Origin of the sequence: Vibrio rarus (assembly GCF_024347075.1) — a bacterium.
GTDB lineage: Bacteria > Pseudomonadota > Gammaproteobacteria > Enterobacterales > Vibrionaceae > Vibrio > Vibrio rarus.
On sequence record NZ_AP024901.1, the window covers coordinates 928,993 to 948,910 of the forward strand.

Consider the following 19,918-nt stretch of genomic DNA (forward strand, 5'->3'; position numbering starts at 1 on the left):
AACCTTTCACTGAATACATTAACAACTCGCATTACTTATAAAGCAAACACTGCCATTACTGCACTATCAACATCCCATACTGCACCCGTTACCCAGTTAGCTTTTTGTGACAATAGGCATACGATGTAATTGGCAACATCACACGCTGTCCCAAAGCGGAATTCTCGGGCTATCTCATTATGAAATTGACTAAATATCTATCTATTGTTCCTTGGATGTTTATGAACAAACGATTTTAAATGACACAGATTGAAACCTTGAAGAAAAAGAAAGCCATAATCCAAGGTTATGCAATTGACCTGTATGTATTATTTGAATCAATGATTTGCGTGTAGAAAAGTTGTAATTGTAAAAATTAGTTTGTAAAAAACGAGAATGTATAAATGCAATTAATTTTATACATTAGTACATTGAGATAGGTTTAATGTAACCGAGTATTAATTCATGAAAATGAATTTTTTTATTGAAGTGGTTGTTATTGACGTTATACCTATGAATGTAGCGGTAAGAAGTACATGAATTTATGCATGTAAATACTATTATATAGATTACTTACTAACGCATATGAAGTGTGTCTATGCCTACCAAACACCAATAGATACGATTTTTGTAACAGTATAGCTAGGAGTTAGTGCATCAATGGCAAATGAAAATAAAAATAATAAAGGTGCAAGAGTGAATAAGAAAGAGACCAAGTTATCACGCTCTAGAAAAACGCGCCGCTTTATGCTTCCAAGCTTCTATTCATCCCGCGATGCTACAATACACATTGTGCTACCTTCTTATAGTGCGGTAAATGTTCCAACTGAGAATGCTCATCCAGTAGAACCCGTTCTATTACATACTACTGAATACAATTCTACGTCTCAGCCGCATGACTACATCGCTGAACCATTAAAAGCATCTCATAAATATGTATCTTCTAAAACAGACAGTAAGCCGACGCATGAAGGGTTTAAGCTTCATCATGTAGGTGGAAATTCTGGTTTTGATCATTATCAACATGGAACTTACATAGCTCACCAAATTAGCCCGGTAGTAATGAGTTCGTTTACTCAAAATCAACATCAAGGTCAAGTTAGTTTCACCCTGCTTCATAATGTGACAGCAACGGATAATAGTCACACCAGTTATGCCTATTTAACGCCCCCAGTAAATGGAGTTCCATCAACGGGCACAGTTAAAGAAGACAGTCAGATTGAAACTCATGGCACTGTTGAAGCTACTAATAGTCAAGTGGGCCAAGCATTAACTTATACTGCCGATCATATCCATGGTCAGTACGGTGAATTTACTTTAAATTCTAAGAGTGGGGAGTGGGTTTACACGTTAGACAATTCTCATCATCAAAACCTAGCGTTAGGGGAAACACACACTGAAGTATTACATGTCACTATTACTAATGTTGCGGGTGTTGCTACTCATCAAGACGTGACAGTGACAGTACAGGGAACTAACGATACCCCTGTAATTATAAGCCAAGAACAGCATGGCTCAACGACTGAAGATGGTACTTTAGTTGCCGATGGTCAGATTTCTGCAACGGACGTAGATAATGGTGCAGTATTAACCTATACCCCAGATAGCGAGCAAGGTAACTACGGTTCGTTTACCTTAGAAAAAGACACAGGTAAGTGGACGTATAGATTAGATAATCAAACACACCAGTCATTGGCACAAGGCGAGTCTCATACTGAGGTTATGTTAGTGACAGTCACTGATGATAAAGGTGCGACCGCGACTCAACAAGTTACGGTGACCGTTGTAGGAACAAATGACCAACCAGTACTGAACCACATCACATCTCAAATAGTGGATGAAGGCGAACCTGTTATTACAGGGCATATTACCTCAACAGATATTGATCATGGTGATTTGGCCACTTATAGCACTAGCTTTAAACATTCTGGATTTACTTTAAATCCAGATGGCTCGTATACATTAGATCCGACCGATGCGAGTTTTGAACATCTGGCAGTGGGTGAGCATGAAACGTTAATCATCCCTGTGATTGCGACGGATAACCACGGTGGAGTGAGTCAGCCTCAGAATCTCATTATTCGAGTGGATGGCACTAACGATAATCCTGTTGTCAGCCATATTACTTCACAGACAGTGAACGAAGGCGACAAGGCAATAACGGGTCAAGTGACTTCGACCGATATTGACCACGGTGATACCGCTACTTACGGTACGAGCTTTAAACATTCAGGATTTACGTTAAATCAAGATGGCTCGTACAGCCTAGATCCGACGGATGCGAGTTTTGAGCATTTAGCGGTGGGTGAGTATGAAACGTTAATCATCCCAGTGGTTGCGACGGATAACCATGGTGGAGTGAGTCAGCCTCAGAACCTCATTATAAAAGTTGAGGGCACTAACGATAAGCCAATATTGAGCGTGAACACTGCGTCAGTTGAAGCAGGCAGCTTAACTGAAACGGATGTCGATACGGGTGACACGCACACCTTCCAGATACTGGATGGTCAGCAAGGCAGTCAAAGCGTGCACGGTCAATTTGGTGACTTAGTTCTGGATGAGAGCACAGGTGCTTATACGTACAGCGCACACGCTGGCGTACAAGGCATGGGGTATGATGCTCAGACACAGCAATACCGTGGTCAAGAGTCGTTCCATGTTCAAGTGTCAGATAATCACGGTGGTGTGGACGATAAATACATCACTTTTGAAGTGCAGGGTACAGTCGCGGCACCGACAACCAGTGGTCAGCCCGGTCCGATCACCACCACGGTGGTTGCACCAACGAACCCAACCACTCAAGCGGCATTACCTCAAGTAACCGATACGCCGCCAACATTAACACCACTTGCCCCAGTACCAACTAACGCAGTGACGTTAGATTTAACCGACGGCAGTGATACCGGCAGCAGTCACAGTGATGATTTAACGTCATCACAAACGCCTACCATGTCAGGTACGACGGACATTCCATTCTCGGTGGTGACCATCAGCGAAAATGGTCAGGTCCTGGGTACGGCGACTTCGGATGCTCAGGGTATCTACAGCGTTCAACTATCGAAGTTAGATGGCTCAGGTGCGGGTATAGAGCACACGTTAACAGCAGAAGCGGTTGCACCATCAATGGACGCTTCCCAGGCGGTGAAATCTTCGCCTTTGGCAGTGACTGTGGATAACGCAGTGACGGCAACCGATGCGACAAACAGTGCGACTGAAGACCAAACCACATTGGTGAATGGTCAGCTAACGCTATCTAGTGATACTGGCGGTGACGCGGTAGTGACGACAACGGGTGATATTGCCGGTCAGTATGGCACATATCATTTAGAGGCTGATGGCAGTTACACTTACAAGTTAGATAATGCCAATACCGATGTACAAGCTCTGGCTGAAAGTGGTCAAACGGCCATAGACACCCTCACGTATGAAGTGGTGGATGCGGCAGGCAACATGCAGACAGCGAATTTGGTTATTACTATTAGCGGTACTAACGATAATCCAATTTTGAGTGTGAACACCGCGTCAGTTGAAGCAGGTAGCTTAACTGAAACGGATGTCGATACGGGTGACACGCACACCTTCCAGATTTTGGATGGTCAGCAAGGCAGCCAAAGCGTGCAGGGTCAATTTGGTGACTTAGTACTGGATGAGAGCACAGGTGCTTATACCTACAGCGCACACGCTGGCGTACAAGGCATGGGGTATGACGCTCAGACACAGCAATACCGTGGACAAGAGTCGTTCCATGTTCAAGTGTCAGATAATCACGGTGGTGTGGATGATAAATACATCACTTTTGAAGTACAGGGTACAGTAGCGGCACCGACAACCAGTGGTCAGCCCGGTCCGATCACCACCACGGTGGTTGCACCAACGAACCCAACCACTCAAGCGGCATTACCTCAAGTAACCGATACGCCGCCAATATTAACACCACTGGCCCCAGTGCCAACTAACGCAGTGACGTTAGATTTAACCGACGGCAGTGATACCGGCAGCAGTCACAGTGATGATTTAACGTCATCACAAACGCCTATCATGTCAGGTACGACGCACATTCCATTCTCGGTGGTGACCATCAGCGAAAATGGTCAGGTCTTAGGTACGGCGACTTCGGATGCTCAGGGTATCTACAGCGTACAATTAGCGACATTAACGGGCTCAGATGCGGGTATTGCGCACACGTTAACAGCACAAGCGGTTGCGCCGTCAACGGACGCTTCGCACGCCGTGCAGTCTTCGCCTTTGGCAGTGACTGTGGATACCGCAGTGACGGCAACCGATGCGACAAACAGTGCAACTGAAGACCAAACCTCATTAGTGCACGGTCAGCTAACGCTATCTAGTGATACTGGCGGTGATGCGGTAGTGACGACAACGGGCGATATTGCCAGTCAGTATGGCATGTATCATTTAGAGGCTGATGGCAGTTACACTTACAAGTTAGATAATGCCAATACCGATGTACAAGCTCTGGCTGAAAGTGGTCAAACGGCCATAGACACCCTCACGTATGAAGTGGTGGATGCGGCAGGCCATACGCAGACAGCGAACTTAGTCATCACCATTACGGGTACCAATGACGCGCCAGTAGTGACGATTACACCAGATACAAAAGGCGATAATAGTCAAGGTACTGTGATCTCAACAGATGTTGATACTGGCGATAAAGCGACGTACGCGACAATCAATAGTCACGGTCTGTTTGGTGATCTCACGGTAGACGCCACCACGGGACACTACCAATACGCACAAAGTACGCCAAGTGTTTCTGGCATGACTTTAGATGCGTCAACGGGTGTGTATCACGGCACAGAAGTGTTTGCGGTCACCGCCACAGATTTACATGGCGCAGTTACCACGCAATACATGACAATGCAGGTTGAGGCGACGTTAAGTCAGTCCACAACGGGTGGGCAACCGACGATCACCACCACAGTAAGCCAAACACCAACGTTCAGCCAAAGCGCGCCAACCCCCTCCACATCGACGGCTGCGCCAGCATTAATGGGCAATGCGACGTTAACGTTAGCGCACAGCAGTGATACGTTTGGGGCACAAGGCACCGATCATGATGGCATTACTTCTGATACGACGCCGACCATAGAAGGCACGACCACACAACCGTTCTCTAAAGTTGAGTTAATAGATAACGGTAAGGTTGTGGGTACAACCTACTCAGACAAAGACGGCCATTACAGCGTGGATACCTCGACCTTAACTGGCTCAGAAACGGGTGTTGCGCATACCTTAACCGCGCAAGTGACGGCGCCGGGGGCAAGCAGTGCTACGACAGCCAGTCATGATGTGACGGTCACCATTGATACCCGTGTTGCGCCAACGAATGCGGATGGCAGTGCAACTGAAGACCAATTGGCAGGGGCAACCACAGGTTCAATATCGAGCCACTATGAAGCGGGCGCACAAGTCACCACTACGGACGTCAAAGGGATGTTCGGTACCGTTCACTTTAGCGCAGATGGCAGTTACACCTACGATTTAGACAGTTCTCATAAAGAGATTCAGCAATTGGCTGAAAGTGGCCAAACGGCCACAGACACCCTCACGTATGAAGTGGTGGATGCGGCAGGCCATACGCAGACAGCGAATTTGGTTATTACTATTAGCGGTACTAACGATAATCCAATTTTGAGTGTGAACACCGCGTCAGTTGAAGCAGGTAGCTTAACTGAAACGGATGTCGATACGGGTGACACGCACACCTTCCAGATACTGGATGGTCAGCAAGGCAGCCAAAGCGTGCAGGGTCAATTTGGTGACTTAGTACTGGATGAGAATACAGGTGCTTATACCTACAGCGCGCACGCTGGCGTGCAAGGCATGGGGTATGACGCTCAGACACAGCAATACCGTGGACAAGAGTCGTTCCATGTTCAAGTGTCAGATAATCACGGTGGTGTGGACGATAAATACATCACTTTTGAAGTACAGGGTACAGTCGCGGCACCGACAACCAGTGGTCAGCCCGGTCCGATCACCACTACGGTGGTTGCGCCAACGAACCCAGCCACTCAAGCGGCATTACTTCAAGTAACCGATACGCCGCCAATATTGACACCACTTGCCCCAGTGCCAACTAACGCAGTGACGTTAGATTTAACCGACGGCAGTGATACCGGCCGCAGTCACAGTGATGATTTAACGTCATCACAAACGCCTACCATGTCAGGTACGACGGACATTCCATTCTCTGTAGTGACCATCAGCGAAAATGGTCAGGTCCTGGGTACGGCGACTTCGGATGCTCAGGGTATCTACAGCGTTCAACTATCGAAGTTAGATGGCTCAGGTGCGGGTATAGAGCACACGTTAACAGCAGAAGCGGTTGCACCATCAATGGACGCTTCCCAGGCGGTGAAATCTTCGCCATTGGTAATGACAATTGACACGTCAATACAGGATCCGATACTACAAGTACCGACTCCACATTCAGGTCATGAGTACAATGCGAATGAAGTGGGGTCTGATGGCAAGATTACGGTGGCCATTACGTTACCGACTGATGCGGTAGCAGGTGATACGTTGACCATAGATGGAGCTAAGCATACTCTTAGTCAACAAGACATTGCCACTCAATCAGTGTCTCACGAAGTGTTGCCGGGTCATGACATTAAAGTGACGTTGATAGACCAAGCGGGTAACACGTCAAAAGAGGTGAGTGCGACACTGGCCACAGCCGATACGGCCATTCCAGATGCGCCGACACTGCATTGGCCAAACGCCTTAAATCCAGTTCATAACTCAGATAATACCCCAGAGATATTGGGTCATGCTGAGCCAAATGCGCAAGTAGCGATATCCATTGATGGTTCGGTAGTGACGACGGTGAAGGCTGATGTGCATGGCGCGTTCTCTTATACGCCAGCTATCTTAGGTGAGGGGCCCCATGAGGTGACCGCGACCGCGACGGATGCGGCGGGCAATAGCTCCCCGGCCAGTACACCGCTAACTACTGTTGTTGATACCACGGTGCCAGATACGCTGAAGGTAGGCCTAGAGCAGGATACCGGCCGTTCTGATACAGATCTTATTACGCAAGATGGGCAACTGCACATAGAGGGTCAAGAGTCGGGCTCAACATTAGAGTACTCCATCGATAATGGTAAAACGTGGACAAACAGTTTTGTTCCTAAGGCGGGAGAGAATACGGTCAGCGTAAGACAAGTGGATGCGGCGGGTAATCCGTCATTAGCCTCTACCGATCTTAAATTTACGTTAGACAATGCGGTGAGCGCACCGATAGTTCAGTTAGTTACAGACAGTGGCCGTTCATCAACGGATGGTCTGACGAATACGAGCACGTTGGATGTTCAAGGTATTGAGGGTGGAGCCTTAGTTGAATACTCAACGGACGCAGGTCAAACATGGTTGAAGACCTTTACAGCAACAGAAGGGGTGAATCATGTTGAAGTGCGACAAACGGATGTGGCGGGGAATAAGTCAGCAGTCACGTTGTTCAGTTTTACGCTTGATACTAAGGTCACTGAGCCGACATTAAGTGTGCCACAGGCGCAATCAGGTCATGAGTACAATGCGAATGAAGTGGGGTCTGATGGCAAGATTACGGTGGCCATTACGTTACCGACTGATGCGGTAGCAGGTGATACGTTGACCATAGATGGAGCTAAGCATACTCTTAGTCAACAAGACATTGCCACTCAATCAGTGTCTCACGAAGTGTTGCCGGGTCATGACATTAAAGTGACGTTGATAGACCAAGCGGGTAACACGTCAAAAGAGGTGAGTGCGACACTGGCCACAGCCGATACGGCCATTCCAGATGCGCCGACACTGCATTGGCCAAACGCCTTAAATCCAGTTCATAACTCAGATAATACCCCAGAGATATTGGGTCATGCTGAGCCAAATGCGCAAGTAGCGATATCCATTGATGGTTCGGTAGTGACGACGGTGAAGGCCGATGTGCATGGCGCGTTCTCTTATACGCCAGCTATCTTAGGTGAGGGGCCCCATGAGGTGACCGCGACCGCGACGGATGCGGCGGGCAATAGCTCCCCGGCCAGTACACCGCTAACTACTGTTGTTGATACCACGGTGCCAGATACGCTGAAGGTAGGCCTAGAGCAGGATACCGGCCGTTCTGATACAGATCTTATTACGCAAGATGGGCAACTGCACATAGAGGGTCAAGAGTCGGGCTCAACATTAGAGTACTCCATCGATAATGGTAAAACGTGGACAAACAGTTTTGTTCCTAAGGCGGGAGAGAATACGGTCAGCGTAAGACAAGTGGATGCGGCGGGTAATCCGTCATTAGCCTCTACCGATCTTAAATTTACGTTAGACAATGCGGTGAGCGCACCGATAGTTCAGTTAGTTACAGACAGTGGCCGTTCATCAACGGATGGTCTGACGAATACGAGCACGTTGGATGTTCAAGGTATTGAGGGTGGAGCCTTAGTTGAATACTCAACGGACGCAGGTCAAACATGGTTGAAGACCTTTACAGCAACAGAAGGGGTGAATCATGTTGAAGTGCGACAAACGGATGTGGCGGGGAATAAGTCAGCAGTCACGTTGTTCAGTTTTACGCTTGATACTAAGGTCACTGAGCCGACATTAAGTGTGCCACAGGCGCAATCAGGTCATGAGTACAATGCGAATGAAGTGGGGTCTGATGGCAAGATTACGGTGGCCATTACGTTACCGACTGATGCGGTAGCAGGTGATACGTTGACCATAGATGGAGCTAAGCATACTCTTAGTCAACAAGACATTGCCACTCAATCAGTGTCTCACGAAGTGTTGCCGGGTCATGACATTAAAGTGACGTTGATAGACCAAGCGGGTAACACGTCAAAAGAGGTGAGTGCGACACTGGCCACAGCCGATACGGCCATTCCAGATGCGCCGACACTGCATTGGCCAAACGCCTTAAATCCAGTTCATAACTCAGATAATACCCCAGAGATATTGGGTCATGCTGAGCCAAATGCGCAAGTAGCGATATCCATTGATGGTTCGGTAGTGACGACGGTGAAGGCCGATGTGCATGGCGCGTTCTCTTATACGCCAGCTATCTTAGGTGAGGGGCCCCATGAGGTGACCGCGACCGCGACGGATGCGGCGGGCAATAGCTCTCCGGCCAGTACACCGCTAACTACTGTTGTTGATACCACGGTGCCAGATACGCTGAAGGTAGGCCTAGAGCAGGATACCGGCCGTTCTGATACAGATCTTATTACGCAAGATGGGCAACTGCACATAGAGGGTCAAGAGTCGGGCTCAACATTAGAGTACTCCATCGATAATGGTAAAACGTGGACAAACAGTTTTGTTCCTAAGGCGGGAGAGAATACGGTCAGCGTAAGACAAGTGGATGCGGCGGGTAATCCGTCATTAGCCTCTACCGATCTTAAATTTACGTTAGACAATGCGGTGAGCGCACCGATAGTTCAGTTAGTTACAGACAGTGGCCGTTCATCAACGGATGGTCTGACGAATACGAGCACGTTGGATGTTCAAGGTATTGAGGGTGGAGCCTTAGTTGAATACTCAACGGACGCAGGTCAAACATGGTTGAAGACCTTTACAGCAACAGAAGGGGTGAATCATGTTGAAGTGCGACAAACGGATGTGGCGGGGAATAAGTCAGCAGTCACGTTGTTCAGTTTTACGCTTGATACTAAGGTCACTGAGCCGACATTAAGTGTGCCACAGGCGCAATCAGGTCATGAGTACAATGCGAATGAAGTGGGGTCTGATGGCAAGATTACGGTGGCCATTACGTTACCGACTGATGCGGTAGCAGGTGATACGTTGACCATAGATGGAGCTAAGCATACTCTTAGTCAACAAGACATTGCCACTCAATCAGTGTCTCACGAAGTGTTGCCGGGTCATGACATTAAAGTGACGTTGATAGACCAAGCGGGTAACACGTCAAAAGAGGTGAGTGCGACACTGGCCACAGCCGATACGGCCATTCCAGATGCGCCGACACTGCATTGGCCAAACGCCTTAAATCCAGTTCATAACTCAGATAATACCCCAGAGATATTGGGTCATGCTGAGCCAAATGCGCAAGTAGCGATATCCATTGATGGTTCGGTAGTGACGACGGTGAAGGCCGATGTGCATGGCGCGTTCTCTTATACGCCAGCTATCTTAGGTGAGGGGCCCCATGAGGTGACCGCGACCGCGACGGATGCGGCGGGCAATAGCTCTCCGGCCAGTACACCGCTAACTACTGTTGTTGATACCACGGTGCCAGATACGCTGAAGGTAGGCCTAGAGCAGGATACCGGCCGTTCTGATACAGATCTTATTACGCAAGATGGGCAACTGCACATAGAGGGTCAAGAGTCGGGCTCAACATTAGAGTACTCCATCGATAATGGTAAAACGTGGACAAACAGTTTTGTTCCTAAGGCGGGAGAGAATACGGTCAGCGTAAGACAAGTGGATGCGGCGGGTAATCCGTCATTAGCCTCTACCGATCTTAAATTTACGTTAGACAATGCGGTGAGCGCACCGATAGTTCAGTTAGTTACAGACAGTGGCCGTTCATCAACGGATGGTCTGACGAATACGAGCACGTTGGATGTTCAAGGTATTGAGGGTGGAGCCTTAGTTGAATACTCAACGGACGCAGGTCAAACATGGTTGAAGACCTTTACAGCAACAGAAGGGGTGAATCATGTTGAAGTGCGACAAACGGATGTGGCGGGGAATAAGTCAGCAGTCACGTTGTTCAGTTTTACGCTTGATACTAAGGTCACTGAGCCGACATTAAGTGTGCCACAGGCGCAATCAGGTCATGAGTACAATGCGAATGAAGTGGGGTCTGATGGCAAGATTACGGTGGCCATTACGTTACCGACTGATGCGGTAGCAGGTGATACGTTGACCATAGATGGAGCTAAGCATACTCTTAGTCAACAAGACATTGCCACTCAATCAGTGTCTCACGAAGTGTTGCCGGGTCATGACATTAAAGTGACGTTGATAGACCAAGCGGGTAACACGTCAAAAGAGGTGAGTGCGACACTGGCCACAGCCGATACGGCCATTCCAGATGCGCCGACACTGCATTGGCCAAACGCCTTAAATCCAGTTCATAACTCAGATAATACCCCAGAGATATTGGGTCATGCTGAGCCAAATGCGCAAGTAGCGATATCCATTGATGGTTCGGTAGTGACGACGGTGAAGGCCGATGTGCATGGCGCGTTCTCTTATACGCCAGCTATCTTAGGTGAGGGGCCCCATGAGGTGACCGCGACCGCGACGGATGCGGCGGGCAATAGCTCCCCGGCCAGTACACCGCTAACTACTGTTGTTGATACCACGGTGCCAGATACGCTGAAGGTAGGCCTAGAGCAGGATACCGGCCGTTCTGATACAGATCTTATTACGCAAGATGGGCAACTGCACATTGAGGGTCAAGAAGCGGGCTCAACATTAGAGTACTCCATCGATAATGGTAAAACGTGGACAAACAGTTTTGTTCCTAAGGCGGGAGAGAATACGGTCAGCGTAAGACAAGTGGATGCGGCGGGTAATCCGTCATTAGCCTCTACCGATCTTAAATTTACGTTAGACAATGCGGTGAGCGCACCGATAGTTCAGTTAGTTACAGACAGTGGCCGTTCATCAACGGATGGTCTGACGAATACGAGCACGTTGGATGTTCAAGGTATTGAGGGTGGAGCCTTAGTTGAATACTCAACGGACGCAGGTCAAACATGGTTGAAGACCTTTACAGCAACAGAAGGGGTGAATCATGTTGAAGTGCGACAAACGGATGTGGCGGGGAATAAGTCAGCAGTCACGTTGTTCAGTTTTACGCTTGATACTAAGGTCACTGAGCCGACATTAAGTGTGCCACAGGCGCAATCAGGTCATGAGTACAATGCGAATGAAGTGGGGTCTGATGGCAAGATTACGGTGGCCATTACGTTACCGACTGATGCGGTAGCAGGTGATACGTTGACCATAGATGGAGCTAAGCATACTCTTAGTCAACAAGACATTGCCACTCAATCAGTGTCTCACGAAGTGTTGCCGGGTCATGACATTAAAGTGACGTTGATAGACCAAGCGGGTAACACGTCAAAAGAGGTGAGTGCGACACTGGCCACAGCCGATACGGCCATTCCAGATGCGCCGACACTGCATTGGCCAAACGCCTTAAATCCAGTTCATAACTCAGATAATACCCCAGAGATATTGGGTCATGCTGAGCCAAATGCGCAAGTAGCGATATCCATTGATGGTTCGGTAGTGACGACGGTGAAGGCCGATGTGCATGGCGCGTTCTCTTATACGCCAGCTATCTTAGGTGAGGGGCCCCATGAGGTGACCGCGACCGCGACGGATGCGGCGGGCAATAGCTCCCCGGCCAGTACACCGCTAACTACTGTTGTTGATACCACGGTGCCAGATACGCTGAAGGTAGGCCTAGAGCAGGATACCGGCCGTTCTGATACAGATCTTATTACGCAAGATGGGCAACTGCACATTGAGGGTCAAGAAGCGGGCTCAACATTAGAGTACTCCATCGATAATGGTAAAACGTGGACAAACAGTTTTGTTCCTAAGGCGGGAGAGAATACGGTCAGCGTAAGACAAGTGGATGCGGCGGGTAATCCGTCATTAGCCTCTACCGATCTTAAATTTACGTTAGACAATGCGGTGAGCGCACCGATAGTTCAGTTAGTTACAGACAGTGGCCGTTCATCAACGGATGGTCTGACGAATACGAGCACGTTGGATGTTCAAGGTATTGAGGGTGGAGCCTTAGTTGAATACTCAACGGACGCAGGTCAAACATGGTTGAAGACCTTTACAGCAACAGAAGGGGTGAATCATGTTGAAGTGCGACAAACGGATGTGGCGGGGAATAAGTCAGCAGTCACGTTGTTCAGTTTTACGCTTGATACTAAGGTCACTGAGCCGACATTAAGTGTGCCACAGGCGCAATCAGGTCATGAGTACAATGCGAATGAAGTGGGGTCTGATGGCAAGATTACGGTGGCCATTACGTTACCGACTGATGCGGTAGCAGGTGATACGTTGACCATAGATGGAGCTAAGCATACTCTTAGTCAACAAGACATTGCCACTCAATCAGTGTCTCACGAAGTGTTGCCGGGTCATGACATTAAAGTGACGTTGATAGACCAAGCGGGTAACACGTCAAAAGAGGTGAGTGCGACACTGGCCACAGCCGATACGGCCATTCCAGATGCGCCGACACTGCATTGGCCAAACGCCTTAAATCCAGTTCATAACTCAGATAATACCCCAGAGATATTGGGTCATGCTGAGCCAAATGCGCAAGTAGCGATATCCATTGATGGTTCGGTAGTGACGACGGTGAAGGCCGATGTGCATGGCGCGTTCTCTTATACGCCAGCTATCTTAGGTGAGGGGCCCCATGAGGTGACCGCGACCGCGACGGATGCGGCGGGCAATAGCTCTCCGGCCAGTACACCGCTAACTACTGTTGTTGATACCACGGTGCCAGATACGCTGAAGGTAGGCCTAGAGCAGGATACCGGCCGTTCTGATACAGATCTTATTACGCAAGATGGGCAACTGCACATAGAGGGTCAAGAGTCGGGCTCAACATTAGAGTACTCCATCGATAATGGTAAAACGTGGACAAACAGTTTTGTTCCTAAGGCGGGAGAGAATACGGTCAGCGTAAGACAAGTGGATGCGGCGGGTAATCCGTCATTAGCCTCTACCGATCTTAAATTTACGTTAGACAATGCGGTGAGCGCACCGATAGTTCAGTTAGTTACAGACAGTGGCCGTTCATCAACGGATGGTCTGACGAATACGAGCACGTTGGATGTTCAAGGTATTGAGGGTGGAGCCTTAGTTGAATACTCAACGGACGCAGGTCAAACATGGTTGAAGACCTTTACAGCAACAGAAGGGGTGAATCATGTTGAAGTGCGACAAACGGATGTGGCGGGGAATAAGTCAGCAGTCACGTTGTTCAGTTTTACGCTTGATACTAAGGTCACTGAGCCGACATTAAGTGTGCCACAGGCGCAATCAGGTCATGAGTACAATGCGAATGAAGTGGGGTCTGATGGCAAGATTACGGTGGCCATTACGTTACCGACTGATGCGGTAGCAGGTGATACGTTGACCATAGATGGAGCTAAGCATACTCTTAGTCAACAAGACATTGCCACTCAATCAGTGTCTCACGAAGTGTTGCCGGGTCATGACATTAAAGTGACGTTGATAGACCAAGCGGGTAACACGTCAAAAGAGGTGAGTGCGACACTGGCCACAGCCGATACGGCCATTCCAGATGCGCCGACACTGCATTGGCCAAACGCCTTAAATCCAGTTCATAACTCAGATAATACCCCAGAGATATTGGGTCATGCTGAGCCAAATGCGCAAGTAGCGATATCCATTGATGGTTCGGTAGTGACGACGGTGAAGGCCGATGTGCATGGCGCGTTCTCTTATACGCCAGCTATCTTAGGTGAGGGGCCCCATGAGGTGACCGCGACCGCGACGGATGCGGCGGGCAATAGCTCTCCGGCCAGTACACCGCTAACTACTGTTGTTGATACCACGGTGCCAGATACGCTGAAGGTAGGCCTAGAGCAGGATACCGGCCGTTCTGATACAGATCTTATTACGCAAGATGGGCAACTGCACATAGAGGGTCAAGAGTCGGGCTCAACATTAGAGTACTCCATCGATAATGGTAAAACGTGGACAAACAGTTTTGTTCCTAAGGCGGGAGAGAATACGGTCAGCGTAAGACAAGTGGATGCGGCGGGTAATCCGTCATTAGCCTCTACCGATCTTAAATTTACGTTAGACAATGCGGTGAGCGCACCGATAGTTCAGTTAGTTACAGACAGTGGCCGTTCATCAACGGATGGTCTGACGAATACGAGCACGTTGGATGTTCAAGGTATTGAGGGTGGAGCCTTAGTTGAATACTCAACGGACGCAGGTCAAACATGGTTGAAGACCTTTACAGCAACAGAAGGGGTGAATCATGTTGAAGTGCGACAAACGGATGTGGCGGGGAATAAGTCAGCAGTCACGTTGTTCAGTTTTACGCTTGATACTAAGGTCACTGAGCCGACATTAAGTGTGCCACAGGCGCAATCAGGTCATGAGTACAATGCGAATGAAGTGGGGTCTGATGGCAAGATTACGGTGGCCATTACGTTACCGACTGATGCGGTAGCAGGTGATACGTTGACCATAGATGGAGCTAAGCATACTCTTAGTCAACAAGACATTGCCACTCAATCAGTGTCTCACGAAGTGTTGCCGGGTCATGACATTAAAGTGACGTTGATAGACCAAGCGGGTAACACGTCAAAAGAGGTGAGTGCGACACTGGCCACAGCCGATACGGCCATTCCAGATGCGCCGACACTGCATTGGCCAAACGCCTTAAATCCAGTTCATAACTCAGATAATACCCCAGAGATATTGGGTCATGCTGAGCCAAATGCGCAAGTAGCGATATCCATTGATGGTTCGGTAGTGACGACGGTGAAGGCCGATGTGCATGGCGCGTTCTCTTATACGCCAGCTATCTTAGGTGAGGGGCCCCATGAGGTGACCGCGACCGCGACGGATGCGGCGGGCAATAGCTCTCCGGCCAGTACACCGCTAACTACTGTTGTTGATACCACGGTGCCAGATACGCTGAAGGTAGGCCTAGAGCAGGATACCGGCCGTTCTGATACAGATCTTATTACGCAAGATGGGCAACTGCACATTGAGGGTCAAGAAGCGGGCTCAACATTAGAGTACTCCATCGATAATGGTAAAACGTGGACAAACAGTTTTGTTCCTAAGGCGGGAGAGAATACGGTCAGCGTAAGACAAGTGGATGCGGCGGGTAATCCGTCATTAGCCTCTACCGATCTAAAATTTACGTTAGATAATGCGGCGAGCGCGCCGACCGTGACGTTAACCACAGACAGTGGCAGTTCAGCAACGGATGGATTGACGAATATTGGCACGCTCGAAGTGACCGATACGGAGCCTAATGCGTTAATTGAGTATTCAACCGATGGTGGACATTCATGGTCGAGCACCTTCACAGCAGCGGAAGGGACGAATAACGTTGAAGTGCGTCAAACGGACGTGGCGGGGAATAGTTCAGCCTCGACTTCAATCAGTTTTACGCTTGATACTAAGGTCACTGAGCCGACATTAAGTGTGCCACAGGCGCAATCAGGTCATGAGTACAATGCGAATGAAGTGGGGCCTGATGGCAAGATTACGGTGGCCATTACGTTACCGACTGATGCGGTAGCAGGTGATACGTTGACCATAGATGGAGCTAAGCATACTCTTAGTCAACAAGACATTGCCACTCAATCAGTGTCTCACGAAGTGTTGCCGGGTCATGACATTAAAGTGACGTTGACAGACCAAGCTGGTAATACGTCACATGAGGTGAGTGCGACACTGGCCACAGCCGATGTCACGGCCGGCACCATCAGCATTACCGATCCAATCAGTGGCGATAACGTCATTAACGGTACCGAGTCCGGGCAGGATTTAACGGTGTCGGGCACGACAACGGGCATTGAAGCGGGTCAACAGGTTGCGGTGGCGTTTAATGGCCACACGGTACACGGCACTGTTGAGCAAAACGGAACATGGAGTGTGAACGTTCCGTCGAGTGCCATGACCGATGGTCAAGATTTGGATATTACGGCTAACGTGAGTGATAAGGCGGGTAACCCTGCTTCAGCACAGCCACATACAATGCATGTGGACACAAGCACAATGACGCCAACCTTAAACCCTCTGGATCATGCTCAGCACTACCCAACAGGGACGCCAGTGATCAGCGGGCATGCTGAGGCTGGTGCGAGAGTGACAATTAAAGATGGCAGCAGCATTTTAGGTACTGTAGTGGCTAACGCACACGGAGAGTTCAAGTTCTCAGTACCAGCAACGGCCAAGTTGAAGGATGGTGACCATCACATCACTGCTACAGCGGTCGATGTGGCAGGGAATAGCTCGGCGCAAAGTCATGCTATTGACATCAACGTAGACACTAGCATTAAAGCGCCAAGTGTGGCGTTTACTGATACGTCTATCAGTAAGGGTGAAAGTACGGCTGTGGTCATTAAAGGTTTTCTTTCTGATTATGATATTGACAGCACGACACATATTAGCAAGGTGGATATCTCTGACTCTAAGGGCACGGTAATACATTTACAAGCGTCTCAGGTAGCAGCTCTTAATCAGTCGTTAAAACATAGTCCTCTTGGTCATTTTAGTTTACGCGGAATTGACGTATCAAAATTACATGATGGCGATCTTAAAGTGACAGTAACGGCTACTGATGCTGCGGGTAACTCTTTGGCTGGAGATGGTCGGGCTGTATTAGACACAAGCATAGCTCAGCCTACAGTACACCTAATTAATAGTAGCCGCTCTACGTCAAACTTGATTAATAATAATGAGCAAGATCATGCCATTATCATAGGTAATATTGATCATACTGATGGCAGTGAAAAACTAACGAGCCTTTATGTGACGGATCAAAAGGATCATTTGGTGGCTGTGGATCTAAAAGGGGTTAAGGTTGACCCTGCTACGGGTGGTTTCAGTATACATAATGTGGATTTATCTAATAGTGGTTTTGTAGATGGTCCATTGACTGTGCATGCCGTTGTCACTGATGGTGCGGGAAATACGAGTACAGGTACGGGAAGTGCAACCCTTGATAGAGTTGCCCCAGATGCCCCACATTTGAAATCAATTGATCCAAGTAATAATACAATGCCAATTATTAAAGGTAGCGGAGAGCCAGGCAGTACTATTACCATAAGTAGTGGGCATAAAAATTTAGATTATGTAACTGTAGGTAAAAATGGGGAATTTAGTTATCAATTAAAAACGCCGTTAACCGATGGTAGTCACATTACCGCAACTGCAACAGATGCAAGTGGTAATGAATCCGCCCCAACAACAATACCAACTAATATTGATACTCTTGCCCCTAATAAGCCTACAGTGGGTTTGAAAAATGATACTGGTCATTCACATACAGACCATATTACAAAAGATGGAAGCCTTAATGTAGGTCATGAGCCTCATGCAACAGTGCAATATGCCGTTGGAAATAATCATCAATGGCATAATCATTTTACACCTAAACAAGGGAGCAATATCGTTCATGTTAGGCAAGTGGATGCTGTAGGTAACCACTCCGATTCAACGTCTTTTGAATTTACATTAGATACTAAGATCAAAGTCCCTCATTTATCTATAGATAATGAGCATAGTTCAACTCCGATTATTAAAGGTCAAACAGATCCTAATGCCTCGGTACAAATTTTGGAATCTGGAAAAGAAATTGGTCATGTTACTGCTGATAAAAATGGTTTATTTACATTTAATATGGGCTCGGAACATCACAAACTATCGGAGGGTGATCATAAATTTACAGCAATAGTTACTGATAAGGCCGGAAATTCACATGGCTCAGATAATAGTGTTAGCGCCCATGTAGAAGCTCTTAAACTTGTTTATGCGCCACCGGGAGTAAACTCTAATTTAGGCTCGAGTGATGATAAAAGAATTATTCATGGTTCATTTTCACAGGTTAAATCTAATGATCATGATGTGCATCTAAGGATTGATGGGCACGATGTTATTATTGATGAAAATCGACATATATCTACAACAGATCATCAGATAAAAGTGATTGACGTACAACATTCTTCTAATAGCACAAATATTCAATCTAGAATAGGTGAAATAGTGTCGCTAAATGGGGTAGATCACAAAATACAGTCTATAAACGGATCTGGCATGTATATATATTTAGATGGTCGACCGTCTGATTATAATCTAGGACAAACAATAACAGGTGATGGTAAGGGTGGTTTCACTATAGACGGTGGGATATCAAGTACTACTGGTAGTCATTTTGAAGTGGGACCAATACATGGCTTGAAAGGTATTATTTTTGGTACAGGCGAAACATACTTGGCATCTAATGGTTCTGTACAACATCAAGATATGTTGACTAACTATGAAACATTTATGATGAATATGGATACTTTTCTCCATCCAACGACCCAAACATCAGGAACACATAGAGTTATAACTATGGTAGAGAACGGAGAGGGAACGCCGTTCAAAATATTTAATGGGGCAGGTAAATTAATTGGGTCTAATAACGACTCTAATGGTGGTAAGAATATCCATATTCAAGAACATGACTTACCTGGATTACATATTCAAATACCTAAAGATAGTCAAATAACGCTGCACTTTGAAGCTCATCTGGAAGATAACCATGGGCATCAAGTTGGGCAAGGGCTAACCTGGCATTTTGATGTTCAACAGGGTGATCATATGGGTAAAATTGATCATGTTGAAAATCATAGTTCAAGCAATGATGAACCTATGCATGACATTCCATCAATAACGTTATCGTCACTTGGCAATGACAATGCTCAGCATAGTTCGGGTGCTAATGTTTATCTTGAGCAATTAGGTTTGGACGCACAACACAGCGATCATGCACAGAATGTACCGAGTGATATTGATGTAGTGCTTGCTCATGGTACAGAGGTCAAACTTGATGATAATGGTATGCCAGTTGATACCCATTCAGATCAGGGAGGACATAGTGATCATGCAGATAATGACTCCGTTAATGAGCATCATCATTTAATTCATAACGATTGGGGTGATACGCATCATTAACTTAATGGGGCACTAATTAAAATGCCTGCTAATTATAGCGGGCATTTTTAATAATGGCTCTTGAATTAAGTATAGATGATACGGATTGTTTAATTTTAAATATGATTAATAGATCTAGAAGTTAGATGGTTCAGAGACGTACTACGGTGGTATTATACGCTTGTTATCCGTAGTGTTTTTTGAGGATAGATAATACCAATCGCACTAAATA

1 protein-coding gene is annotated in these 19,918 nt (G+C 47.5%); it reads left to right on the forward strand.

Translation table 11 applies throughout. The annotated features are described in order from the left end of the window. The first annotated feature begins 675 nt into the window (after window positions 1-675). Window positions 676-19,707, forward strand: a complete 19,032-nt coding sequence (locus tag OCU56_RS17085) for an Ig-like domain-containing protein (protein ID WP_261875132.1) — start codon at window positions 676-678, stop codon at window positions 19,705-19,707. Window positions 19,708-19,918: the final 211 nt, after the last annotated feature.